Source organism: Paenibacillus sp. cl141a, assembly GCF_900109305.1.
Taxonomy (GTDB): domain Bacteria; phylum Bacillota; class Bacilli; order Paenibacillales; family Paenibacillaceae; genus Paenibacillus_AQ; species Paenibacillus_AQ lautus_A.
Genome location: NZ_FNZO01000022.1, coordinates 1 through 24,035 on the forward strand (window position 1 = coordinate 1; position 24,035 = coordinate 24,035).

The 24,035-nt window shown below is 47.8% G+C and carries 26 protein-coding genes; 7 read left to right on the plus strand and 19 right to left on the minus strand.

Annotated elements, in window-relative coordinates; all coding sequences use genetic code 11:
- Positions 1–261 (plus strand): IS3 family transposase (locus BMX45_RS30560; protein WP_139212518.1); only part of this gene is annotated, 261 nt, incomplete at its 5' end.
- A 123-nt stretch (positions 262–384) separates the two neighbouring features.
- Here the strand turns inward: BMX45_RS30560 and BMX45_RS30565 are convergent.
- The 4 genes from BMX45_RS30565 to BMX45_RS30580 all read right to left on the minus strand — a co-directional run bounded on the left by BMX45_RS30565 (position 385) and on the right by BMX45_RS30580 (position 2,835).
- The gene (locus tag BMX45_RS30565; protein ID WP_090914503.1) at positions 385–1,134 is read right to left on the minus strand and encodes an ABC transporter permease; all 750 of its coding nucleotides are present in this window, start codon (positions 1,132–1,134) and stop codon (positions 385–387) included.
- Positions 1,135–1,896 (minus strand): ABC transporter ATP-binding protein, encoded by a 762-nt coding sequence (locus BMX45_RS30570; RefSeq protein WP_090914505.1) that lies wholly within the window; start codon positions 1,894–1,896, stop codon positions 1,135–1,137.
- A 207-nt stretch (positions 1,897–2,103) separates the two neighbouring features.
- Entirely contained in the window at positions 2,104–2,445 is a 342-nt protein-coding gene (locus BMX45_RS30575) for a DUF1048 domain-containing protein (protein ID WP_009592398.1), read from the minus strand.
- 69 nt (positions 2,446–2,514) lie between these two features.
- Positions 2,515–2,835 (minus strand): PadR family transcriptional regulator, encoded by a 321-nt coding sequence (locus tag BMX45_RS30580; protein WP_015735658.1) that lies wholly within the window; start codon positions 2,833–2,835, stop codon positions 2,515–2,517.
- A 465-nt stretch (positions 2,836–3,300) separates the two neighbouring features.
- On the opposite strand from BMX45_RS30580, the gene BMX45_RS32320 reads away from it, so the two are divergent.
- Positions 3,301–3,399 carry a hypothetical protein gene (locus tag BMX45_RS32320; RefSeq protein ID WP_368087189.1) on the plus strand — a complete coding sequence of 33 codons (99 nt, stop codon included), beginning with the start codon at positions 3,301–3,303 and terminating at the stop codon, positions 3,397–3,399.
- 153 nt (positions 3,400–3,552) lie between these two features.
- Here the strand turns inward: BMX45_RS32320 and BMX45_RS30590 are convergent, their stop codons facing one another.
- Positions 3,553–4,986 carry a family 43 glycosylhydrolase gene (locus tag BMX45_RS30590; RefSeq protein ID WP_090914508.1) on the minus strand — a complete coding sequence of 478 codons (1,434 nt, stop codon included), beginning with the start codon at positions 4,984–4,986 and terminating at the stop codon, positions 3,553–3,555.
- 457 nt (positions 4,987–5,443) lie between these two features.
- Between BMX45_RS30590 and BMX45_RS30595 the strand changes: the two genes are divergently transcribed.
- The gene (locus BMX45_RS30595; RefSeq protein ID WP_368087190.1) at positions 5,444–8,407 is read left to right on the plus strand and encodes a hybrid sensor histidine kinase/response regulator; all 2,964 of its coding nucleotides are present in this window, start codon (positions 5,444–5,446) and stop codon (positions 8,405–8,407) included.
- A gap of 114 nt (positions 8,408–8,521) precedes the next feature.
- Here BMX45_RS30595 and BMX45_RS30600 read toward each other — a convergent pair whose 3' ends face one another.
- Positions 8,522–9,427, minus strand: a complete 906-nt coding sequence (locus BMX45_RS30600) for a LysR family transcriptional regulator (protein WP_090914512.1) — start codon at positions 9,425–9,427, stop codon at positions 8,522–8,524.
- 143 nt (positions 9,428–9,570) lie between these two features.
- Between BMX45_RS30600 and BMX45_RS30605 the strand changes: the two genes are divergently transcribed.
- Positions 9,571–10,590 carry an alpha/beta fold hydrolase gene (locus tag BMX45_RS30605; protein WP_090914515.1) on the plus strand — a complete coding sequence of 340 codons (1,020 nt, stop codon included), beginning with the start codon at positions 9,571–9,573 and terminating at the stop codon, positions 10,588–10,590.
- 100 nt (positions 10,591–10,690) lie between these two features.
- Here BMX45_RS30605 and BMX45_RS30610 read toward each other — a convergent pair whose 3' ends face one another.
- The 11 genes from BMX45_RS30610 to BMX45_RS30660 form a co-directional block, all read right to left on the minus strand.
- Positions 10,691–11,221 (minus strand): GNAT family N-acetyltransferase, encoded by a 531-nt coding sequence (locus BMX45_RS30610; protein ID WP_090914566.1) that lies wholly within the window; start codon positions 11,219–11,221, stop codon positions 10,691–10,693.
- Positions 11,222–11,301: 80 nt separating this feature from the next.
- Positions 11,302–12,090, minus strand: coding sequence for a nucleotidyltransferase domain-containing protein (locus BMX45_RS30615; RefSeq protein ID WP_090914517.1), 789 nt, complete (start codon positions 12,088–12,090; stop codon positions 11,302–11,304).
- Positions 12,091–12,269: 179 nt separating this feature from the next.
- On the minus strand, positions 12,270–12,539 hold the full coding sequence (gene rpsN, locus BMX45_RS30620; protein WP_090914519.1) for a 30S ribosomal protein S14: 270 nt from the start codon (positions 12,537–12,539) through the stop codon (positions 12,270–12,272).
- A gap of 30 nt (positions 12,540–12,569) precedes the next feature.
- The gene (locus BMX45_RS30625; RefSeq protein ID WP_090914522.1) at positions 12,570–13,724 is read right to left on the minus strand and encodes a metal ABC transporter substrate-binding protein; all 1,155 of its coding nucleotides are present in this window, start codon (positions 13,722–13,724) and stop codon (positions 12,570–12,572) included.
- Positions 13,711–14,577 (minus strand): metal ABC transporter permease, encoded by an 867-nt coding sequence (locus BMX45_RS30630; RefSeq protein WP_090914524.1) that lies wholly within the window; start codon positions 14,575–14,577, stop codon positions 13,711–13,713. The genes BMX45_RS30625 and BMX45_RS30630 overlap by 14 nt, the downstream gene beginning before the upstream one ends.
- Complete coding sequence (locus BMX45_RS30635) at positions 14,523–15,230, minus strand: metal ABC transporter ATP-binding protein (protein WP_090914526.1); 708 nt, start codon at positions 15,228–15,230, stop codon at positions 14,523–14,525. The genes BMX45_RS30630 and BMX45_RS30635 overlap by 55 nt, the downstream gene beginning before the upstream one ends.
- A 129-nt stretch (positions 15,231–15,359) precedes the next feature.
- Complete coding sequence (locus tag BMX45_RS30640) at positions 15,360–16,172, minus strand: AAA family ATPase (protein ID WP_090914529.1); 813 nt, start codon at positions 16,170–16,172, stop codon at positions 15,360–15,362.
- 80 nt (positions 16,173–16,252) lie between these two features.
- The gene (locus tag BMX45_RS30645) at positions 16,253–16,501 is read right to left on the minus strand and encodes a type B 50S ribosomal protein L31 (RefSeq protein WP_090914531.1); all 249 of its coding nucleotides are present in this window, start codon (positions 16,499–16,501) and stop codon (positions 16,253–16,255) included.
- A 231-nt stretch (positions 16,502–16,732) separates the two neighbouring features.
- Positions 16,733–17,272, minus strand: coding sequence for a spermidine/spermine N(1)-acetyltransferase (locus BMX45_RS30650; RefSeq protein ID WP_090914568.1), 540 nt, complete (start codon positions 17,270–17,272; stop codon positions 16,733–16,735).
- A 26-nt stretch (positions 17,273–17,298) separates the two neighbouring features.
- Positions 17,299–17,751 (minus strand): MarR family winged helix-turn-helix transcriptional regulator, encoded by a 453-nt coding sequence (locus BMX45_RS30655; RefSeq protein ID WP_090914533.1) that lies wholly within the window; start codon positions 17,749–17,751, stop codon positions 17,299–17,301.
- 638 nt (positions 17,752–18,389) lie between these two features.
- The gene (locus tag BMX45_RS30660) at positions 18,390–18,698 is read right to left on the minus strand and encodes a hypothetical protein (protein ID WP_090914535.1); all 309 of its coding nucleotides are present in this window, start codon (positions 18,696–18,698) and stop codon (positions 18,390–18,392) included.
- A gap of 237 nt (positions 18,699–18,935) precedes the next feature.
- Between BMX45_RS30660 and BMX45_RS30665 the strand changes: the two genes are divergently transcribed.
- Genes BMX45_RS30665 through BMX45_RS30675 form a run of 3 tightly spaced genes read left to right on the plus strand, consistent with a single transcriptional unit; the run spans position 18,936 to position 21,461 of the window.
- Complete coding sequence (locus tag BMX45_RS30665) at positions 18,936–19,610, plus strand: response regulator transcription factor (RefSeq protein ID WP_090914537.1); 675 nt, start codon at positions 18,936–18,938, stop codon at positions 19,608–19,610.
- Entirely contained in the window at positions 19,595–20,626 is a 1,032-nt protein-coding gene (locus tag BMX45_RS30670) for a HAMP domain-containing sensor histidine kinase (protein ID WP_254778389.1), read from the plus strand. Before BMX45_RS30665 ends, BMX45_RS30670 begins: the two co-directional genes overlap by 16 nt.
- A complete protein-coding gene (locus BMX45_RS30675) occupies positions 20,571–21,461 on the plus strand; it encodes a serine hydrolase domain-containing protein (protein ID WP_254778390.1) in 891 nt (296 codons plus the stop codon). Before BMX45_RS30670 ends, BMX45_RS30675 begins: the two co-directional genes overlap by 56 nt.
- A gap of 76 nt (positions 21,462–21,537) precedes the next feature.
- On the opposite strand, the gene BMX45_RS30680 is transcribed toward BMX45_RS30675, so the two are convergent.
- Positions 21,538–22,767, minus strand: coding sequence for a multidrug effflux MFS transporter (locus BMX45_RS30680; RefSeq protein WP_090914539.1), 1,230 nt, complete (start codon positions 22,765–22,767; stop codon positions 21,538–21,540).
- Positions 22,768–22,800: 33 nt separating this feature from the next.
- A complete protein-coding gene (locus tag BMX45_RS30685) occupies positions 22,801–23,841 on the minus strand; it encodes an NAD(P)-dependent alcohol dehydrogenase (RefSeq protein ID WP_090914541.1) in 1,041 nt (346 codons plus the stop codon).
- Positions 23,842–24,035: the final 194 nt, after the last annotated feature.

Sequence of the window (24,035 nt, forward strand, 5' to 3'; positions counted from 1 at the left end):
AAGCCGTATCAGCATGCGCTTAAGTCGAGAGGCATTCTCCAAAGCATGTCACGAAAAGGGAATTGTTACGACAATGCCGTCATAGAGAATTTCTTCGGTATCCTCAAGTCGGAGTTTCTGTACTACAAAGAGTTTGAAAGTGTGGAGCATTTTAAGAAAGAACTGAAAAAATACATTGAATACTATAATACCAAACGGTTAAAGGCAAAATTAAAAATGAGTCCGGTACAGTACCGAACTCATTTTGAGAAAGCTGCCTAATGAAATAACCGTGTCTAACTTTTGGGGGTCTCTTCATTCACGCAGCTTTTAATGTATCCATGGCCATTCTGTACGATGAAGTTATTACGTGTTCAACCGATCTTCTGAGGAGGCTGGGTGTATTTAACCTAGTTGGCGTTTAAAGGCTTTATTAGCGAAAAAGTAAGCGATGGCCATGATGCCGACGCACCAGGCAAGCGCGATCCAGATATCGTTGCCGACATTTCCTTCATGCAAGAGGGCACGAATCGCATTTACGATGGAAGTCACGGGCTGGTTCTCAGCGAACGCACGGACCACTTTAGGCATGGTTTCGGTAGGGACAAAGGCCGAACTGATAAACGGCAAGAATATCAGCGGGTACGAGAAGGCCGTCGCCCCTTCCATCGTCTTTGCTGTCAAGCCGGGAATGACCGCAAGCCATGTCAGCGCCAGCGTAAACAACCCGAGTATCCCTGTTACCGCGAGCCAATCCAAGATATTAGCGCCGGAACGGAAACCCATCAATAGAGCGACGAGGAAAACCACCACGACCGTTAGCGCATTGGAAACAAGCGATGTCAACACATGAGCCCACAATACCGACGAGCGCTTGATCGGCATGGTAATGAAACGCGCCATCAGCCCGCTCTTTACATCTCCGAACAGCCGGAAGGCCGTATAAGAGACGCCGGACGCGATAGCCATCAGCAAGATTCCCGGCAATAAATAATTGACGTAGTTGGCCGTGCCTGTCTCTATGGCGCCGCCAAATACGTAGACAAACAACAGCATCATCATTATCGGCGTAATCGCCACCGTGATAATCGTATCCGGGCTTCTCATGATGTTGCGCATTAAACGCCCCAATAATACCCCTGTTTTGCTTTTCATTTACATTTCCTCCTTTTTGCCGATGATTGCGAGGAAAATTTCCTCCAATGTCGGCTGCTTCTCGATATACTCTACTTTTGCCGGTGGGAACATCTCTTTAAGTTCGGCAAGGGTACCGGTCGTGATGATTTTTCCGCCATGCAGGATGGCGATACGGTCCGCCAGTTGTTCGGCTTCCTCCAGGTACTGGGTCGTCAGCAAGATGGTCGTGCCGCTGCCGGCAAGCTCCTTGACGGTATTCCAGACTTCAATCCGTGCTTCAGGGTCAAGTCCTGTGGTCGGTTCGTCAAGAAAAATGACGGCTGGACTCCCGATCAGGCTCATGGCGATGTCAAGCCTGCGCTTCATCCCGCCGGAATATTGGTCCGCCCGGCGGCCCGCCGCATCGGTCAGGCTGAATTTGGCAAGCAGATTGTCGGCGACTTGTGCAGGATTGGAAACTCCCCTCAGCTTGGCGATCATCATCAGATTTTCCCTTCCTGTGTTCATGCCGTCTATAGCTGCAAACTGCCCAGTCAGGCTGATGCTCTGGCGAACATGATCCGGTTGACGCTGGACGTCAGAGCCGCAAATACTCGCTTCGCCGCCATCGGGCTTCATTAGCGTCGAGAGGATGTTGACCGTCGTCGTCTTGCCCGCTCCATTGGAGCCCAGCAGCGCGAAAATTTCGCCGCGCCGCACTTCAAAATCCACTCCTTTTAAGACTTCCTTGTCTTTAAAGGATTTTTTTAACCCTTTTACAGAAATCGCTGCATTGCTCATATTTGTTTCCTCCTTATAATAAGCTCGATTAGGCCGCGCTTGAGAATTCCGAATTACGGTTAAGTGCCTTGAGAGCTACATTAACGCAACTAGTTAGTCTGACTGATAATCTGTATTACTTACTACCCGGCTAAAAATATAACTGAATAGCGAAGGTGGCAATTCACAAACGTAACCAGCTAATCAGTCGGTATTATTGAAATGAATTTATTTCTTACCCAATCGTTTCATGATGCTCTGATTCAAATCTTCACGATACTTCGCGACATAGGTTTTAGCGTTAGCAACCAGCTCGTCGGCAAAGGATGCCACGTCATCCCCCGTGATCTCCAGCACTGGTCTGCCTTCCGCCGCACCGGCTTCGAACAATTCGATTAATTCATACTGCATATGCAGCATATCCATCCCGTTGCCTGAGGAGAAATTCCACATATAATTTTGAATCTTCTTAAATACATACTGGTAGTCTTCCGGTAAGGCTTCAACGCGCGCCATCATCATCTTGTATTCTTTTTTATCGCCGATCATTTTTTTGAATATTTCCATCATGTTATGGTTCCTCCTTTTTTATAAAACCGAACCCGACACTCCAAATATCGGACGGAATATCTTATGATGCTACGTCGACTTCAAGACGTTGATTTTTGATGATACAAAATCCCACTTTTCCCAAAACAACTCAAGTTCCTGACGGCCCGCTTCATTAAGCGTGTAAAACTTGCGGGGCGGTCCCATGTCTGACGGTTTTTTTTCGATGTTCACCAGTTTCTTCTTCTCTAATCGCACGAGAATGGTGTAGACCGTCCCTTCCACGACTTCGGTAAACCCAAGCTCGTTCAATCGGCGGGTAATCTCGTAGCCATAGGTTTCATGGCGGCTGATAATTTCTAAGACGCAGCCTTCCAGCGAACCCTTCAGCATTTCAGTTAAATTTTCCATGTTCAAAGCCTCCTCTTTTTCGTCCCTCCTCTATTTAGTCTGACCAATATTCAGTACAACATAGTACTAAGGGAATGTTTTAGCTAACAGCTTTTGTAAATCGAACTATTTAGTATTACTTACTACAGGTGCATTGTATTACAGAGTAGATGGAGTGTCAACTGTTTTACTCAAATTATTCTCCACATTCCGCGGTTCGGTAATTAGTGTGACATATTACCGGTATATCGTAACACAAAGTAGCTGGTTTTTCAACTTGATTGGCTTTTTCCTTGTAAAGTTGGATCAACAAGCTGCAGGGTTACCAGACCATCCTCCGTTCACGTATTATGGAGCTCGTCGTCCAGTTGTCACGACAGTATGAAAAGCAAGAGCGTCAAGGAGCCCAAAGTAATCTGATGCATTTGGCGAAAGCCATTTCCTTATGGAGGATAACTATTTGCAGCCCATCTCCTGCAGCTCCGATTGGAGCATGCATGCAGGCTGTTAAAGACGACTAACCTGACGATATCGCAAATTTCTTCTCAGAGCGAATTCAACGACAGCAATTATTTTACCCGTTAGTTCTCGAAGGTGTTTGGCCAGTCTCCAAAAGCATACCGAACTAAATAGGTAAAGCGTTTTCCACGCGCGGCATACAGGTTCTTTCTCGACACGCGGCGCCTCGCCAATGGAAGAAGCGACGCACCCATGGATAAAAGGCCCGTCGCTTCATATTTACAGCTTCTGATAGATAAAGTTTTTAAACGTAACCTCGCCGGAACCCTTCGCCCGGAGAGCGATTCGCAGTGCAAGAAATCCACCCAATGTGTTATGATGCCAGCCTGAGGTTTCGAATGAATGCTCAAATTTATTCCATTCCGATCCATCCGCACTGTAATAGAAGACGACTTCATGCTCTTTATTCTCAAGACGAACGATGACATGCCGATGCGGAAAAGGCTTTGATGGCGTCTCCCAGCCGCGAATAATCCCATAAAGCCCCTCTTGGGATATGCCGAATCCGCTATACGTCGATCCATTATAAAACAATAATAACTGGGCTTCCGATTCTTCGGAGAGCTCAATCTCCACCTGCGCCGCATACGAATGGTCTTCCGGCATCATAACCAGGGGCGCCGCCTCGGGAGCAGGTTGGATCGTTATCGCTTGCTTCTGCAGAGTATATTGAATATCATTGCTGGATTGATACCAGCTCCACGGATACCCCAGCCCGCCGAACGCTTCTTGAAATTCACCGTAAATCATGCCATGCGGAACGGGATCTCCCGGCGGTTTTGGAATAGGCTCATCTGTCTTGCAATGAAGCGGGACGCGGAACCATCCGTCCTCCGTCCATTCCAGCGGTTCGAGCATCGTTTGCCTGCCGAGTGTGTAGTACCCTTTTTCGTACGCATGATAAACGATCCACCAGCCGCCGTCCGGGGTGTCAACCAATGAACCGTACCCTTTGGAGCACCATCGTTCATTCCGGCTTTGCGTTCGAATAATCGGATTGTGGGGGGAGTGTTCATATGGCCCCCATGGCTCCTTGGATCGCGCAGAAGCGACCATATGGCTGGTCGAAGGCCCCGATGTACCTCCTTGCGCCACGGTAAGATAGAAATATCCGTTATGAAATGTTAGCTTGGGAGACTCCATAAAGTTTCCTTCCACCACCCATTCCTTCGGAAACGGCCAGCCGTCGTACACTTTGCGCGGAGTGCCCGCAGCCGACAAACCGTCCTCAGCCAGTTCTACCATATAACCATCGCTAAAAAACAAATACCGGTTACCATTGGAATCCGCGACATGTCCCGGGTCAATTCCTTGCACCCCCACCTTTTGCGGATCACTCCAAGGTCCCTGAGGATGCGTCGCCGTCAGTACCATGATCTCTTCATTAATGGGAGCATAAATATAAAACCGGTCTTTGTAGTATGTCAAATCAGGCGCCCAGACATCTCCAGCATAATCGGCTAACGCTTTGGCGATGGGTTCCCAGTTTACCAAGTCTTTAGAGTGCCAAATCAATAACCCCGGCGCAAACTTAAAACTGGAGTGCGTCATATAATAATCGTCTCCGACTCTGACCACGCTAGGATCCGCATAATCACCGGCCAAAATCGGGTTTCTATACGTGCCGTTTCCCAAATCTCCGCTTGCTTGCATGATCAAACTCCTCACATTCCATGATGTTATGAACGGTCCAATCTACAATTATAAGGAGAACGAAATGACCAGACCTTGATTATTCTGTCATGGATTAGCATGATTGAGACATTGCTAGCCGCGAGAGCTCTTCCGAGTTTCATTCACACAAATCATTTCCGGCAAAGGATATAAGTCCAAGTCCTTATAAACCTAACATATAGTGCTGTACGGCCATCCTATTTTTGCGTATATTGGGAAGTAAGACTTTTATAAAGGAACGTGAACGGTGACAACCATACCCGCAAAGAACCACAAACGATTTCGAATCATCAAAATACTCCCGCATTTTGCGGCATTTGTCGTTTTTTTGAGCATGCTTCTGGGGATCCGTTGGCTCTGGCTTGAAACCTATGCCCCTCCTGCAGATCAACCGAAAGTTTCTAATGGCATACTCGATTTAAGAGGCTGGGATCTTTTGGGCTCAAAATCCATCAATCTGGACGGAGAGTGGCAGTTCTACGCCGACATCCTGGCTAAAGAACAGGAAATGAAGCCGTCTCATGAGTTTTCCTACGTAAATGTACCTGGGGACTGGAATAATGATCGTACGAATAAGGCAAACACTTCGTTTGGCAGCGGAACGTACCGGCTTCGCATATTGCTGGATCGCCCGCTTTCGGCCCCTATTTCGTTCTGGATCCAGGAGATTCAATCCGCGGCTACCGTGGACATCAACGGCGAAACGGTAGCTTCCATGGGAAGGACGGGCGAGCCCGGCCAAGCCTCCTATCTGCCGAACCGTACCTCTTTCGTTGTCGATTATGTTCCCGACCGGGACGCTAGAGAGCTCGATCTGATCATACGCGTGGCGAATTATGAGCATCCTTACCTAGGCGGAATCGCAAAGCCGATCAAGCTGGGATCGCACCAGGCAATCCAGGATGAGCACGGCGTTTCCGTTGATCTTCAGCTGATTATGTTTGTCGTCCTGATGCTGCACGGACTGTACGCCTTCATTCTATACATATTCAATCCGCGGGAAAGGTCGCTGCTCGATTTTTTCCTGCTGCTAGTATCGGCCGCTTTAACCGTCGTAACATCCCACGACAGTCTCCTGTTGAAATGGGTGCCTTTAAACTATGAATGGGAGGTCAAAGCAACCTTTCTCTCCTATTCGTGGCTGTCGTATTTCATATGGAAGCTGAGCCGCACCTTTACCGACCGGAAACGTAACGTGTGGTTTATCACATTCAGCACGCTTCTGGCTCTATATACAGTCGTGGTCTTTGCCGCTCCTGTGTCTTGGGTTCACTGGCTTGTAGAATACCGGGTGTTCGGCGCCTTTTACCTGCTGCCGATGCTGCTGTCGCTGTTCCTGTTTACCCGAATGGTCTTTAACAGCCAGGATGATTCCATATTCCTGCTGCTGTCGGCCAGCGGCGTGCTGGCAAGCGCCCTATGGGGAGCGCTTAATAAATATTGGGAGCTCCCAGCCGTGTATTATCCGGTTGACGTGCTCGCGGCCATCATCGGATTTTCGGCCTATTGGTTTAAGCGATACTTCCGCAACCTTCATCAAATCAGCAAACTCAACGATAAGTTGAAGCACGCGGATCAAATGAAGGACCGGTTCTTGGCCAACACGTCTCACGAGCTGCGCACGCCGCTGCACGGAATCTTGAATATCGCCATAAGCCTTGCTGAACGGGAGAAAGAAACCCTCGGCAAACAGAGCAGCGAGGATTTGAACCTGTTGATTACGGTCAGCCGTCGAATGTCGCATTTATTAAATGATCTGCTGGATGCCGTCCGTCTTCAGGAGAAGCAAATTCAGCTGCAGCCGAGCCGGGTTTCCCTGGTTTCCGTCGTGAACGGGGTATTCGATATCGTAAAATTTATGACGGACGGCGCGCCCGTTCAGTTCAAGATGAATATCCCCGAAACCCTTCCTGCCGTACAGGCGGATGAAAAACGACTCGTTCAAATTTTGCTCAATCTGATTCACAACGCCATCAAATACACGGAGAAGGGCTCCGTTACCGTCTCCGCCTCTACCAAGGGCAGTAAAATGACGATCACGGTAACGGATACCGGGATCGGGATGGACCCTCAAACGCTAAACCGTATTTTTCTTCCGTACGAACAGGGGAATCAAGGGTTAAATGACGCGAAGGGGATCGGCCTAGGGCTTAGCATCAGCAAGGAGCTCGTTGAGCTGCATGACGGCCAGCTGACGGTCGAATCGGAATTAGGGAAAGGAACGACTTTTGCATTCACACTCCCGCTTGCGGACACAAACGCAGAGTATTCTGCTTCGCAGCAGGTTCCCGTACCCGTTGTAGACACAGCTGTATACAATGAAATCGCGGCCAGCTGGGACGTCGCAACAGAAGGTACCCCTATGCAGGTACCAACGAAGTTATGGTCGAAAGAGCATCCCGTCCGTATCCTGGCCGTGGATGACGATCCTGTAAACCTGCGCATCCTTGCCGGCATTCTTTCGGCAGAGCCGTACAACCTGAATGTCGTTGCCTCGGCTGCCGAAGCGCTTGAGCTTCTCGGCTCGCAGCCGTGGGATCTCCTCATAGCGGATGTCATGATGCCGGAGATGTCCGGCTACGAGCTCACCCGCACCGTAAGGGAGCGCTTTAACTCCTCGGAGCTGCCCGTACTACTGCTGACGGCTCGAGGCGAATCGGCCGATGTGTATGCCGGCTTCCAATCCGGCGCAAATGATTATGTGACGAAGCCGGTTGATCCTGTAGAATTGAGATACCGCATCCATTCCCTGATCACGCTGAAGCATACGGTGGATGATCGTCTGCGCATGGAAGCAGCCTATTTGCAGGCACAGATCCACCCTCACTTTTTGTTCAACACCTTGAATTCGATTATGGCGCTTAGCGAATTGGACATCGATCGCATGCGAAGCCTTGGCGAGGCTTTCAGCTCCTATCTGCAGATCAGCTTCCATTATCGGAATCAGGATCGGCTGGTACCGCTGCAGCAGGAGCTTGAGCTTATCCAAGCCTATTTATACGTAGAGAAGGAACGGTACGGGGAACGCCTGAACGTAATCTGGGAAGTTGATTGGGATCTCAACGTCCTCATCCCGCCGCTGGCGATCCAGCCATTATTGGAGAATGCGGTTCGGCACGGCATTATGAAGAGGGCCAGTGGCGGCACGATACGGATCAGAATTGCGATGCAAGAGGACATTATCGTCGTTGAAGTGACGGATAACGGGCTTGGGATGGAACCCGACCAGGTTGCCCAACTCCTGAATGCACCCGACCATCGAACAGGCGGTATCGGTCTCTACAACACGAATCGTCGTCTGCTCCAAACCTTTGGCAGCGGGCTGGTCATCAAGAGCACGATGAATCAAGGCACTACGGTTTCTTTTCAAATTCCGGTGCAGCTCCCATTACATTCTTAATTAAAAGAAATCCCAACTCAACATGTTGGGATTTTTTTGTAATAAAGTGGGTGGGTACAATTAAAGGTGAAGAGCGGCTCCTTACCGGCGCAGAGGACATTCCTCACCTTTTTCCTATGACCTATTATCCTCCTCTGAAGCAAGAAGTTCCCTTGCCGCTTCTATGAACGACATCATGATGGGTGAAAGCCACTTGTCCTTATGCCACAGCATTTGTGTATACACGTGCAAATCCGGAATTTGCCATGGAAGGGCAACCAGTTCGCCTCGTTCAACTTCGGCTTCCGCTACGATTTCAGGAAGAAAGGCAATGCCGATTCCCGAAATGGCACATTGTTTAATGGCTTCGGCACTTTGAAACTCTAAATACGTAATACTGTCAATGCCCTCTTTTTCAAAGGATCGGTCAAACATGGTTCGATAGGGACAACCCTTTTCATTCGTCAAGAACACTTCTTCGTGAAAATCTTCGAGCCGCAGCACAGTCCGTTTTGCGAGCGGGTGGTCTGGCGCGGCGAATAAGCGGAACGTTTCTTCCAGCAAGGGTTCCACGGCAAGTCCGCTTGAGCGAATGGGTTCGTCCAGCATAAAGACGACGTCCGCGCTTCCTTCAAAGAGTGTTTGTTTGAGCTCTTGATTGGGAACGGAGCGGAAGATGAGACGCACGCCCGGATGGCGCGAACGAAATAACTGAAACACAGCCGGAAGCCGATAGGCGCAAATCACCTCATTGGCACTGATCGTTAGGGTGCCGCTTAGAACTTCGTTGTCATGAACGACGGTTTTAGCTTCTTCCAATTGGTCAAGAACACTCTGGACATGTGTTAAAAAGCGTTTACCCGCCGTTGTGAGTACGAGCTGCTTGCCCAAACGGTCAAACAGGCGAACCCCCAGCTCATCCTCCAATGCCTTCATTTGCATCGTGACGTTGGAAGGGACGTAGCTCAGCACTTCCGCAGCACGACTGAAATTTAATGTGGACGCCACCGTGCGGAACGTAATCAGTTGGCGTAATTCCATATACGATGCCCCTTTTACTTTCAATTTTATTGAATACTGTTTTGAATTCTATTCACTTTTATTGAGAGTACCATGACCCTATACTGAGTACAAGAACGACAATCTAAATATATGGATTCATTTTGAAGGGAGCAAACGATAGGATGGATTATGAAATTTTTGATTTGGGTGACGTAACCTTGCAATCCGGAGTGACGTTACCGGACGCTTTTCTTGCTTATAAGACATATGGACGATTAAATGAGAAGAAAGATAATGTCATCGTCTATCCAACTGCTTTTGGAGACCAGCATATACAGAATGAATGGTTGATTGGAGACGGAATGGCATTGGATCCGCGAGAATATTTCATCATCGTTCCAAACCTGTTGGGTAACGGATTATCTTCCTCCCCCAGCAACACGCCTCCCCCATTCGACCGGGCTCAATTTCCGCATGTAACCATCTATGATAACGTTAAATTTCAGCATCGGCTGGTGACCGAAAAATTCGGCATTCACAAGATCGCTCTTGTCGTTGGGTGGTCCATGGGAGGCATTCAAGCATTCCAATGGGGTGCAAGTTATCCCGACATGGTGGAGCGAATCGCCCCTTTTGCCGGCGTTGCCAAGACTTGGCCCCAAACATACGTGGTCCTGGAAGGAATGAAAGCTCCGCTCATGGCTGCAGTCGGCTTCGATTCGAGCAAACTAAACAAGTTGACTACAGAAGACATGCGCGCCGTCGGTCGCGTCTATGCTGGGTGGGGCGTATCGCAGGCGTTTTATAGGGAGGAACTTTATCGTGAGATGGGTTTTGACTCTTTGGCAGATTTTATGGCGGGCGTCTGGGAAGACAGCTTTATGAAGATGGATCCGCACAATGTCCTGGCCATGTTATGGACAGGTCAACATGCAGACATAAGTGCGAACCCCTCCTATGACGGAGATTTCGATAAAGCGCTCAAAAGCATTTCGGCGCTTGCCTGCATCATGCCGGGTAGCACGGATCTGTTCTGCCCGGCGGACGACAATGAATACGAGGCTAATCTTATACCTCATGCTCTATTTAAGCCCATTGAGTCGATCTGGGGTCATTTTGCCGGACGCGGAATCAACAGCGCCGATAATCAATTTATAGATGATAACTTAAAACGCTTGTTAGCGCTTCGTACTAACGAATAGAACATCAATAGCTGAGGTCACCAGAGCTTGCTGGTCGACCTCTTTTTATCCATCGCCCTGGAGTCCGGATATGATGGGTAAAATCCTCAATGCATAAAGTCTATAAGAATATCCAAAATCGTCTTACAACGTTCCCATTCTCCTCCACATACTCCGACTCAAACTGACCACCATTCTTCAAAATCGTTTTTTCCGATGCCAAATTTCCTTTATCACAAACCAGCAGCACTTTGTTTAGTCCCATATCTCTCGTGATTTCAAGGGTGAATGCTAAGAGTACGGAAGCATAGCCCTTTCTTCTTTCTGACGGACGTATTCCGTAACCGATATGCCCGCCGCTATTCAAGAGTTTTTCATTAAGTCTGTGTCTAATATTGACTGCACCCATTACTTTTTTTGAATAGCTGTCGATAAGCCAGTACGTAGAATGAGGGACAAAGCTCTTGTTCTGTAGCTTCTCTTCTGTATCTTCCGCATATAAAAATTCGATCATGGTATCAAAATCAGAAGGATCTTTCCTCACTACCCACGGGGTAATATCCTGTTCATCCGACATCCAATCTTCGTAAAAAGACAGATACTCCCTCTTATATGCAGCTGTAGGTTTCACCAACTCAACGGAGTTCGACATTACACCATATCCCATCTGTTAAATTTTATATATAGTACTCCTAGTAAAATGAATTTACCTTTATTGTCGTCCGACCTTTTTTATTGAGATTTGGCTGAATAGACATGGTCAAGAAACTTGATAGAGATACGTTCTGCTTCCGTTTTGGTTACAATTTCCGATGCCTGGCGTAAGCTTTGGTACAACGCTATCGTATACTTTAAAGCCTGGTAGCAGCTATCAAAGTTGTGGAGGGAAATCGTTCCTTTCAGCTCCTCTAATTCCTGGACACCGTATTTCTCTAATTTTCGAACCCCTCGCGGTTGCTGGCCGTTACGCATGAGAATGAGCGGCCCCAAGACGGCGCTTCGCATAAATGTTAAAAGATCTATTACTTCAAACCATTCGCCTCTCCCTAATTTAGTTGCACCGTAATGAACCCATACCCAAAAGCGGTCTTCAATCCATTGCGGATCAGGGTTAGGAAAAGACATCGTCGTTTTGTTCAGTATCGTTGTAATGTCAGAACCTCTCTCCCATAGAATTCTCGGATCTTCGATTCGAGATTCGAGTTCTTGCGGGTGTACAAATTTGAGGTCGACATGAAGCGGATCGGGGCCGTATAGGCAAATAACCAAACGAGGCTCACCAACATGCTCCCCCGTGAATGCCGACAGCAGGTTACCCAGCCCTTCAGCAATTTGAAGCCGTTGTTCCATGATCTCACTTCGGAATTCATTACGATAAACCACAATTAAATCTAAATCACTGTACTCATCCATCGCGCCGTACACCATAGAACCGCCTGCGAGCAAACCAGCAAATCGTTGATCTTGGCGAAAATACGCTATTGCCTGTTCAATGAATCGTTCATGTACGGGTAACCTCATACAAAACACTCCTTAAATGATGACCCATAAAATGGGTATTATTAAAAAGTAACATTGAAGCAATACGCGTGTCAATCAAATGAAATCCAAGCTGCGAATATATGAAAAAAGCCGCAGTTTATGCGGCTTATCCATGTTTATCTGTTTTTGTCGTCCAACAATAGCAGTTGACAAGGTAGTTACCAGCTGGACTTCGTTATACCAGGAATTTGCCCCTTATGGGCCAACTCCCGAAAAACAATGCGAGAAACGCCAAATTTACTGATATAACCTCTTGACCTGCCGCTGACCGCGCAGCGATGATGAAGTCGGGTCGCGGAGGAGTCGCGGGGCAGTTTTTGGAGAGCTCCGTAGTCCCTCTTCTCTTTCAGTTCCTTACGCCTCTGCGCGTATTTAGCAACCATCTGTTGTCTTTTCAGTTCTTTCACGACTTTCGATTTTTTCGCCACTTGGAACACACCTCCCTTTCCTATTCGCGATTATTCATTCAATGCCTTTGTTAAAGCGTCGAGGTTTTGACGCATAATGGCAATGTAATCAAGGTTATCCGCGATATCTTCCTCGGTTAATCCTTCGATTGGATTAAGTACGGAAGTCGAAGCGCCGATCTCAGAGGCTATCGTCTCTGCAACGTTTGACGACACAAGCGTTTCAAAGAATATCGTTTTTACATTGTGCTCCTTGGCAAATTCGATTACTTCAGCCATTTGAGCAGCCGAGGGCTCTTGGTCCGGAGACAAGCCTGCAATCGGCACTTGAGTCAAACCGTATTCTTGGGCTAGATACCCGAACGCAGCATGCTGCGTAATGAAGTCTTTTCGTTTGGTATTTTTCAATCCGTCTCGAAACTCCTTGTCCAATGCCTCCAGTTTACTAACATAAGCATCCGCGTTTGCTTTGAATGCCTCTTGATGTTCCGGAGCTGCTTTGGCCAAACCTGCCTCGATGTTGCGCACTTGTTTGACAGCCATGGCCGGCGAGAGCCATACATGCGGGTCCAGTCCACCGTGGTCATGGTGATGCTCATCGTGGCTGTGATCGCCCTCTTCCTCATGATCATGTGCATGCTCATCGTGGCTGTGATCCCCCTCTTCACCATGATCATGGGCATGCTCATCGTGGCTATGATCGCCCTCTTCAGCATGATCATGGGCATGCTCATCGTGGCTGTGATCCCCCTCTTCACCATGATCATGGGAATGATCGGTTCCTTCCATGATCTCTATTCCCTTACTGGCCTCAATTGCCGATACCCCGGTGCCCTGGATGCTCTCCAGAACCTGATCGACCCAGCCTTCCATGCCGGCGCCATTATACACCAGCACATCGGCATCGGAAATCCCCGCCATGTCCTGGGGTGTCGGCTCCCAATCATGCGCTTCAATGCCTGGAGGAATTAAATTCTCCACATCTGCCAGATCGCCCGCTACCTGTCTAGTAAATTCATACATGGGATAGAAGCTGGTTTTAACTTTAAGCTTTGTAGCTTCCGTTGTGGAAGCATCTGACGCTTGGTTATTGGCGGAAGATGTGTTTCCCTCATGAGTAACGGTCGATTTTCCCGTACCGCAGCCTGCAATTGCCAACACTGCGGATAGGGATAGTAGGGTTAATATTTGCTTAAATCTCTTCATAATTCTTATGACTCCTATTTCTATTTATTTTTTGTATCGATCTTCGAGTTTGTAACCGAAGGAATTTCTGAAAGATTACCGTCATAATTAGAAATCCTATTAGAATCAGGGCAATGGTACCTCCTGGCGGCGTATTGAGATAGTATGAAGCAGCAAGGCCCGAAAAAACACCGCTCAACCCAACAACGACGGCGATCCCCATGGCTGCTAAAAAACCTGTTGCCATCCGCAGTGCGATCGAGGCCGGCAGCACAATTAACGCCGAAACCAACAACACACCGACTACCGGCATGGCGGCGGCAACCGTCATCCCCGTAAACACGGCGAATAAAAAAGACAGGAGAGAGACACGCATACCGGATACCGCAGCGGTCTCCTCATCAAAAGCAAAGTTATAAAGCGGCCGGCGCAAACCAACAAAAAAGATGATCCCTACTGCTGCTGCCACCGCAATAAGCCGAAGCTGCGTATCGCTAACCGCAACAATCGATCCGAACAAATAGGAGCTGAAACTCTTGCTCAGATTTGGATTCAAGCTCATCAGGACCACCGACAGAGCAAGCCCTGACGTCATAATAATGGCAACTGGAACCTCGGTGTATGTACGATACACTCTTCTAAGCTGTTCAATCACAAGTGCCCCGACAATAGCCATTGCAAAACCGCTGAGTGCGGGATTCAGTTTCAAAAAAGAACCCAATGCGACTCCCGCCAAGGATACATGAGAGAGTGTGTCCGCCATGAGAACCTGGCGCCTGAGCATTAAAAACACGCCCAGAACGGGACCGATCACGCCGATCAGGCCTCCTGCCCAAAACGCGCGCTGCATGAATTCGTAACCGAGCATCGCCATCCCTCATTCCCCTTTCGCTCCAATCGGACGACCTGGTCCAGATATGGACCGATTTCATCAAGCGAATGGGTGACCATAATGACCGTGTTGCCCTTGTATTTCACATAATCGTTTAATAGTCGGTACAGATCCGTACGACTCGCCACATCCATCCCTGTCGTAGGCTCGTCAAGGATCAACACCTGCGGCTCCTGGGCCAACGCTCTGGCAACGCATATTCGCTGCTTCTGCCCTCCCGATAACTCGCCGATCCTTCGATGACGATATTCCCACATCCCCACTTCCTTCAGGCTTCGCTCAACGATTTCATGATCTGCGGATGTGAAGCGCTTGAACAATCCGAGTCGTCCGTAGCGGCCCGATCGTACAAGCTCAATCACTTTACTGGGAAAGCCAGCATTGAACGAGGCTACTTGCTGCGGAACATATCCAACAGATATCCTGGATCCGTCCTCCAATACTCGCTTGAAAACGTTGGACCCTCTCCAGGGCTTAATCAAACCAAGCATCAATTTCAGCAGTGTTGATTTTGCAGCGCCATTTGGACCGGATATACCGACGAATTGTCCGCTATGAATGTCGAGCGACAAATTCTCAACGACAGCTTGATCCCCGTATCCAAACATAACGTCGCGCATGGAAGACAATAACATATCCCCATCTCTTCCTTCCTTGTGACAGAAAAACTGCGTTGATCAGCATGAACATTACGATTTTTTAAGAACTCGGTGTATCCTATTTCTAATACCTTTTCCAACCCGGCAGCAGGACTGCCATCCCCCTTAAATCTTCGCCAGATCAGGTTTATATTCATCATAGGAATCTTTTAAATGGCTTCTTAGCAGCGGTTGCCGTTCAATAATGGCTTTTCGCTTTGCTTTCAATACAATTTGCTCCATGTCGGCAAAGCTGCACCCTTCAAGCAGGTCGCATACCTCCGTCAACGCTGACGCCTCACACCGGAAATCTCCGAGAAGAATTTCGATATAATGCTGCCTTCTGCCAAAGTCCGGCAGGGAATACGTCATTTTCGTGTCGAACCTGCGCCATATTGCCTGATCCAATTCCTTCTCCAAATTGGTAGCCGCCATCATGATGCTTTTGTCCCCAAAATCATCCAGACACTGCAGCAATGTATTTACGGCACGGGCCATCTCCTTCACTTCATCGTTGCTGTCCCTCGTCCTGGCAATGGCATCGAACTCATCAAGGAAAAGAACGCAGGGAAATGTGTCTGCATAATCGAAGATTTTGCGAATATTGCTCCCCGTTTCGCCCAGATGACTATGGATGATAGCATCCAGTCGAGTCAGGACGAGTGGAAGCTCCAGTAGGTTGGCCATATAGAAGGCCGTCAAGGTTTTTCCTGTTCCCGGAGGACCGTACATGACGATCTTGTTAGGAATCGGTACGAGATGCTCCTCGAATTCCTCCCTCATCCCCAAAATGGCTATAAACTCATCCACAATTCTCTGATTGAAATCCGGCAAAATCAGGTGCCTCGCTTTTTTGCCGCACTCCTTAGGTGAATACACGGTTGCCATATCGATCCCTTTGGCACGCGGAATACGCTGGCTTGCATTGCTTTTGCTCATGATCAACTGCTGCTCCTTCACTACTTAAATCGAGTATCATGACGTGACCGTTCTTTCTCTGATTCGGTACGTTAACCTCTCTACCGTTTATAACTTAATCGTATCTTGAACTTATCGACACGCCCGCCGATTTCGGTATTTTTCTGCTTGCCCGTGAAGAAAGGGTGTGAAGCCGAACTGGAATCTACGCGAATCACGGGATAGGTTTGACCGTCTTCCCACTCCATCGTTTCTGTCGAAGTCTTGGTGGAGGCACTGAGAAATGAATAGCCAACGCTCGCGTCTAGGAATATGACTTTTTGAAATGTTGGATGTATCCCTTTTTGCATGATAATGTTCTCTTCTTTCCGAGCCAATCGACTCTGTATTATTTGTTATTCGTAATAATTACGATTAACGTCATGGATGAATATTAAAATATAAGTTCATTTCTGTCAACTCTCGGCTCCATACTGAAAAAATCGTCTCATTACGATAACGAGTGAAAATAAAAAAACAGCGCATCCACTCACTTGAGCGGTCCTCGCTGTTTTTTTTAAAAGGTGGGTCTTACGTGAGCTTTAAAGCGCTCGCCGCCTGATTTCCGAAAGTGTTTGGGTCATGATAAGATCGATTTGCTCTTCATCCCCCATATAGAAAGTATGGGTCCCCGTCTGAACAAACCCCATTTTATTATAAAAGGTAATGGCATTCTCATTTTTTTCCCATACCCCTAGCCAGATCTTCCTTAGATTGCGTTCCAACGCGATCTCTACGGCTTTATTCATTAGATATTTGCCAAGCCCCTGTTTATGAAAGCTTTGCTTGATATAGATCCGCTCGATCTCTAGGCAATCATCGCCCATTGCTTCAGATTGAGCATGATGGGTATTAATTTTTAAATATCCTGCAATTTCCCTGTTAGCATAAATAAAATAGAATTCCGAATAGATATTCGATAATTCTTTTTCCAATTGATTCAAATGGAAAGCTTTATCTAAGTAGGCTTTCATATTTTCAGGCGAATTTTGATCCTTAAAAGTCTCGTTAAATGTTTCAATGCTTATTTCTTGAAGCAAGCTCAGATCTTCAATCGTGCACTTTTCTATCGTTATGGTCACTTTGCTTCGTCCTCCTTTTGAATACATCAATAGTTCCTCTTGTTACCCTTTTTAACAAACTCCCAGTCTTTTTCCACATTGTGTCGGACTCTTTGGAGAAGCTCAAACATGACTTCTGCTTCACTTGCAGAGAATCCGGATAGTGCAACCACATTGGAATAATCGTTCTCCCTTTTTATTAAAGGATACACATGGCTCCCTTTCTCCGTAGGAAACAGTTTTTTGATTTTTTTGTTATATGAATCTTCTCTTCTATCAATAAACCCATTCATCTCAAGCTTCTTTATAGCCCGCGCTGTAGTTGTTCGGTCGACCTTTATCATTTCAGATAACTTTTCTTGAATAATTCCTGGGTGTTCACATATTCGCACGAGATACAAATACTGTCCTTTTGTAAGGTCGTATTGCTTAAACTCAATATTGCTTATCGAATCCAATGACCTGGCGATCATACCAATCTCACGGAGAACGTCCTTCATATCTGCAACTCCACTCTTCTCGAATTTATTCAAATGAAGCAGTAAGAAAATAGTACACTATTTTTGTTGCATTTACAACAAAAGTTAATCACTCGTAGGTCCTGATCAGAACACCAAGCCCTACAGGATAACCATCAACCAAAGATAAGGCAAACAAATGGAACGATCATCTAGTTATATTCTCTGTAATGACCGGCCGTCAGAAATCATCGGGTTGCCGTTACTTTACATGTTCTGGCATAACTTTCTGGCCGAAAAACAAATACTATTCATGAAGGAGGGTCATCATGAGTCCATGATATGAAGCAAGCCACCCCTTCCTCCACTCCATTCTCTAATCGCCCCCTTTCAGCCCTTTGCTTATCCGTTTGGGCATCGCCGTTGCCCGCTTGTATTTGTGTTAATGGCCGCCATCAACTTGGTGGATTGGGGCAAAAATTCGCGGAAAGTCCGCAAGCATCGCATCCTACACTAAACCATCCTGCACCCATTTAACATGGACTTCGCAAAAAAGCGCCGATGGACTCGGTAAGATCCTCTCACCAAGCTCATCAGCGCTTTTTATTTTGCTGCTTATCTCGACAGCCTAACTTTTCTGATACGGATGATCTTGCGAAGCTCTTACAGGATCCAATCGGTTACCCTTCTACGATATCCGCCCGCAAATCAGTTGCAATTTCGATCATGAGAGGCACAAGGTCTTGATGGGAAACGGCGACATACAGCTCTCCCATGTAGTGCCTGAATGGAATCAAGGCTTCCCCATGTTTCCACATAAAGAAATCGCCTTCTACCGACATGGTGCTCTCTTCCCCTCTCACAGTGAGCTCCGTCTGATAAATAAAATCAGCTTTAGTTGAAAAATATTGTTGGCATTCTTCCAATGAAATCTCCTGATTGCCAGCGTCGGGTTGCATGGATCTCGTGATCCGAAAACGTTGATTCATGATTGATCCTCCAAAATAAAATAACGTGTATCCTCGATTGCTTTCATTGTCCGGCCCTTCTCTAACGATGGTGGTGTCGAAGCGCCGCCGACTCAGCCAATACTATTCATACCACGATTGGTGAACCTCGTCCACACTGCCTTAGACTTTCCATGCGTTCAATTAAAATTCGATTGGTATGCGAAAATTTCTTTGATATGCTGAAATCAAACATATGAAACTGGAGATGAAGCATGTATGCATAAGATACTAATCGTGGACGATGAGGCGGATCTTCGAAAGCTGCTGACCGATTACTTTGAAATCAATGGATATTTTGCCATGACGGCCAAGGACAGCCGGGAAGCTATGCGAAAAGTGGAACTAGGACCCGATCTCGTATTGCTCGATATCAACATGCCTGAGGAGAACGGCCTTGAAATATGCGAAAGAATTAGAGGCTTTGTTTCGTGCCCCATCTTATTTTTGACCGCTCGAATCGAAGATGCCGATAAAATAGCCGGCTTTCGGGCAGGAGGCGATGACTATATCCTGAAACCTTTCAGTATTCGCGAGGTTGGCGCCAGCGTAGAAGCGCATTTGCGCAGGGAACAGCGAGTCCTAACCAAAGCCTCGGTGAGGTTTAACCATGATTTGGTCATTAATTATTCGGCCCGGGAGCTCTATTTCCAGGATAAACGAATACCTCTGGCCAAAAAAGAGTTCGACATTATCGAATTGCTGTCCATGAATCCCGGCATGGTATTCGAGAAGGAGCGCATGTACGAGAAAATTTGGGGCCTGGACGAAGAAGGCGATAGCAGCGTCATTGCGGAGCATATTCGGCGAATTCGCAACAAATTCAAGGAATACGGCTGCAGCGATCGAATCGAGACGGTGTGGGGAGTAGGATACAAATGGCTAAACTCGTAAATAGGCTGCTGCTAGAAAGACTTAATTTGCTGCAATCGTTCATCCTGTTATGCATGCTCACGCTCTTGGCCGTACTGGCCATGATCACCTTGGAATTTGCCTGGGCGGAGATCCTGCGGAAGCGTTTTGGAGAGCCCGATTGGTTGCTGCCCTCCCTCGTCGCGGCGGTGCTGTTGACGGTAGCCGCAGGAATTGTCGCCATGGCCGTTCTATTTTACAGATGGAAGCTAAAACGACCGCTGACGATTCTAATGCAAGCATCCAAGAAGATCTCGGCCAACGATCTAGGCTTCAGTATCTCCTATGACAGCCGGGACGAGATGGGCGAGCTGATTGCCGTATTTGAAAACATGCGCTCCCAATTGGAAATCAATTTAAAGTCGCTCTGGCGGTCGGTCGAGGAGCGCAAGCAGCTCAATGCAATTTTTGTCCATGATCTGAGGACGCCGCTGTCTGTTCTGAAAGGATACGCCGAGTTTCTTGCCACCTATGTCCCCCAGAAGAAATTGTCGGAAGAGAAGATTCTGGACCTGATCCATACCATGAACCTTCACATCGTTCGCCTTGAGAACTATGCGGAGGCCATGAGCTCGATTCAGAAGCTGGAGGATACCCCGGTGCATCGCGATCCCGTGGATATCATCCCTTTCACGGCTTTGTTGAACGACAGTGCCAAACAAATAGCTAGTCAATTCGGCATAAACTTCACCTCTTCCATTGATAACGCTGATTGTGAAATCAGCCTGGATGCTAATGTCGTCATGCAGGTATTCGAGAACCTGGTAGCCAATGCGGCGCGTTACGCAACCAGTCAGGTGAACGCACGTTTTATCATTCGGAAAGCCTCTATGGACATTGCCGTCACGGACGACGGACCCGGTTTCTCGAACGAAGCCCTAAACAATACCTGGAACAACTTACAGCTACCACAATCCCAATTACGTGCTGCTGGCGAACCTCGTGGAAAGCATCAGTGGAGAGCGGTTTTCGGATTACCTGAATCGTCATATTTTTAAACCCCTGGGTATGAACCATACATACAGTGTCAGCACGACGCATCAAATCAATGGGAATGAAGCTATCCCGCCGGGTCATTACTCGATTCTAGGCCGCTCCGTCAGTCGCTCAGAGCCGCTGTGGTTTATTGACGGTCCCGCAGGGATCGTTTCAACCGCGGCAGACATGTCCAAGTGGATGATTGCCCAATATAGCGGCAACCTTCTTCCCCCGGCGTTGATGAATCAATTTCATTCAGCCGGAGACGCTTCGCCGTACGGCATGGGTTGGCTCGCAGACCATGATCCATCGCACGGCCGAACGATCTCCCACAGCGGCATTTTCTGGACGTACAAGTCGGAAGAAACGGTTTATTTGGATGAGCAGATGGGGATCGCGGTGATGTTTAATTCGGGATTGAACGCAATTGTGAATTACTCGGAAATCATCGATGGGGTCGCGGCTATGATGAGGGGAGAACAGCCCAATATCTCTTTTCTTAACGATCGAAACATGTCTATGATCATGATGGCGTTGATTCTCGCAACGCTTGTATGGGGCGCCTATGCTTCTATTCGTATTCGTCGGAAGAAAAAACGCCTTACGATCGGCATGTTCATTCTCATATCGGTCATTAGGCTGATTCCGGTCCTCATCCTCTTGTCTCTCCCCCAATTGCTGACGTTTATCGGCGGAGGGCGCGTGCTGCCATGGTCCGGTCTTTGGACTACCCTATCATCACCGATCATCTGGCTTGTTGTATGGTCTCTTGTCAATCTCGTGCATGTGGCTTGCTATTATAACGTCTATGCTCGTTACGTTAAGAACAGCCAATCCATGGCTAACAACCCATAATGCCACAAGCTCAACACATCTAAGTGAAGAAAAGGCAGCTGTATCAGCTGCCTTATTCAATCGTTTACCTATAAATTCACATGCTGGATTCAGAGCTGGTTTTTCCGCCGGTTAATCTTTGTCCCCCTTGAATCAGGATGAGATAGGCAGCAATAGATAACACACTGGTGGAAAAGATGACAACTCCAAAAGGAATCGGGGAATTTTCGCCTGCAATTCCCACAAGCGGAGACGTAACGGCGCCTAATGCGAACTGTAAGGAGCCGAGCACGGCTGAAGCGCTGCCTGCAATATGCCCCTGCGACTCCATAGCTAACGTAAAAGAGATCGGCCCAATGATCCCAATGGAAAAAGCAAATAACAAGATCGAAATAAACATGGCAGACAATGCTCCATGTACCAATACGACGAACAAGACCGCTGCCGAAGATATGAACGCAATGATTAATCCGATCCTGAATATCCGGTTTTCCGGTACCCGGCCTGCAAACAATTTGACGAATTGAGATCCCGCAATGATCGCAAGGCCATTCAACGCAAAGAGGATCGAGAACATTTGCGGCGATACGCCGTACATGTTCTGATAAATAAACGGGGTACCCGCCACATAGGCGAAGACGCCTGCGAACAGTATGCCGTTAACTAGTGCATATCCCATAAACGACCGCTCCCGGAACAAGCCGTTATAATTTTTTATCAAGGTGCTGAAACTGCTTGGAACACGCTGCTGTACAGGTAAGCTTTCCTTTAACCCTCCTAGGGTTATCGCGGTCAGCGCTATGCCTAGCCCCCCCAAGAACAGAAATACACTTCCCCATGAGCTGTATGACATTACCGCGCTTCCGAGCGTTGGCGAAATTAACGGTGCCACATTGCTGATCATGGTTAAGAGCGCGATAAACTTCGTCATTTCAACACCATGAAACCGATCACGGACAATCGCTCGCGAAATCACGAGTCCGGCCGACGCTGCAACCCCTTGAATGAATCTTAAACATATGAACCACTCGATGCTTGGCGCAAAAGCGCATCCAATCGAGGAAAGGATGTACACCATCATGGAAGTCAGCAATGGCGGACGTCTTCCATACATGTCGCTTAAAGGCCCCATGATCAACTGTCCCAATCCTAATCCTAACAGGCTCGTGGTTAAACTCGCTTGAACCGCGGCTGCGCTTGTTCCAAAAAATACAGCGATTTGCGGAAGCGATGCCAGGTACATATCGACCGTAAACGGCCCCAATGCCGAAAACGTCGCCAAGATTAGGGCAAAACCGAGAGAACTTTGTTGAGCTTTATATTTCATTTCTCTAACTCCTATGACTGATGAGATGTTTTCTTATACCGTGCTGATATCAATGACAAATCGATACCGGACGTCCGAAGCCAGCACGCGTTCCCAAGCCTCATCAATCCGATTTGCGGAGATGACCTCGATCTCAGGCGTTATGTGGTGTTCAGCGCAGAAATCCAGCATTTCCTGCGTTTCTCGAATGCCGCCGATTGCCGATCCAGCAAACGACCGACGATGCGGGATTAGCGAAAATACTTGAACAGGCAATGCCTCCGGCGGTGCACCGACGTTGACCAAGGTACCGTCCACTGCCAGCAGCGAGAGATAAGCATTCAAATCAATCTTCGCGCTCACCGTATTCACGATGAGATCAAACGTGCCGGCCAACTTGTTAAATGTCTCCGGATCGTTGGTAGCATAATAATGGTCTGCGCCTAACTTCAAACCGTCTTCTTTCTTCTTCAAGGTCTGTGATAAAACCGTGACTTCGGCTCCCATGGCATGAGCCAGCTTTACAGCCAAGTGGCCGAGCCCGCCAAGTCCAACCACTGCGATCTTCTTGCCTGGAGCGGCACCCCAATGGCGAAGCGGCGAGTAGGTTGTGATTCCGGCACATAAGAGCGGTGCAGCGGCATCAAGGGCAATGTCGTCAGGAATGCGTACGACGAAATCCTCCGTTACGACGATATGGGAGGAATAGCCTCCTTGTGTATATTGACCATATCTGTCGGTAGCTGCGTAGGTACCCGTATGTCCTTTCAGACAATATTGCTCCTCTCCTCTGCGGCAGCTCTCGCACTCTCCGCAGGAATCAACCATGCAACCGACGCCTACTCGGTCACCAACCGCATACTTTGTGACATCCGAGCCAACCCGGGCGACAATGCCGGCGATTTCATGTCCGGGTACGAGAGGATATTGGACTGGCCCCCAATCGCCGCGAGCGGTATGGATATCCGAGTGGCAAATCCCTGCATATTTGATTTCAATGAGCACATCATGCGGCTTAAGATCCCTGCGCTCAATAGTTGTTAAATGGAACGGACCTTCCGGACCGAATACAGCACGTGCATTAGCATTCATCATGTCTAACCTCCAGGTAATATCAATTTTCTCTACTAGTCCCTTTTAGAAATAGTCGAGTGGGCGTAAAATAGGCAATTTCTTACCCGGCCTAATCCACAAAAAGCGAATAAACAATTTAAGTTGTTTAATCAACTCATGTCTATTATTATAGGAGATAGAAGTTGAAGTTCAATGGTTAAATCCGCGCGATTTGT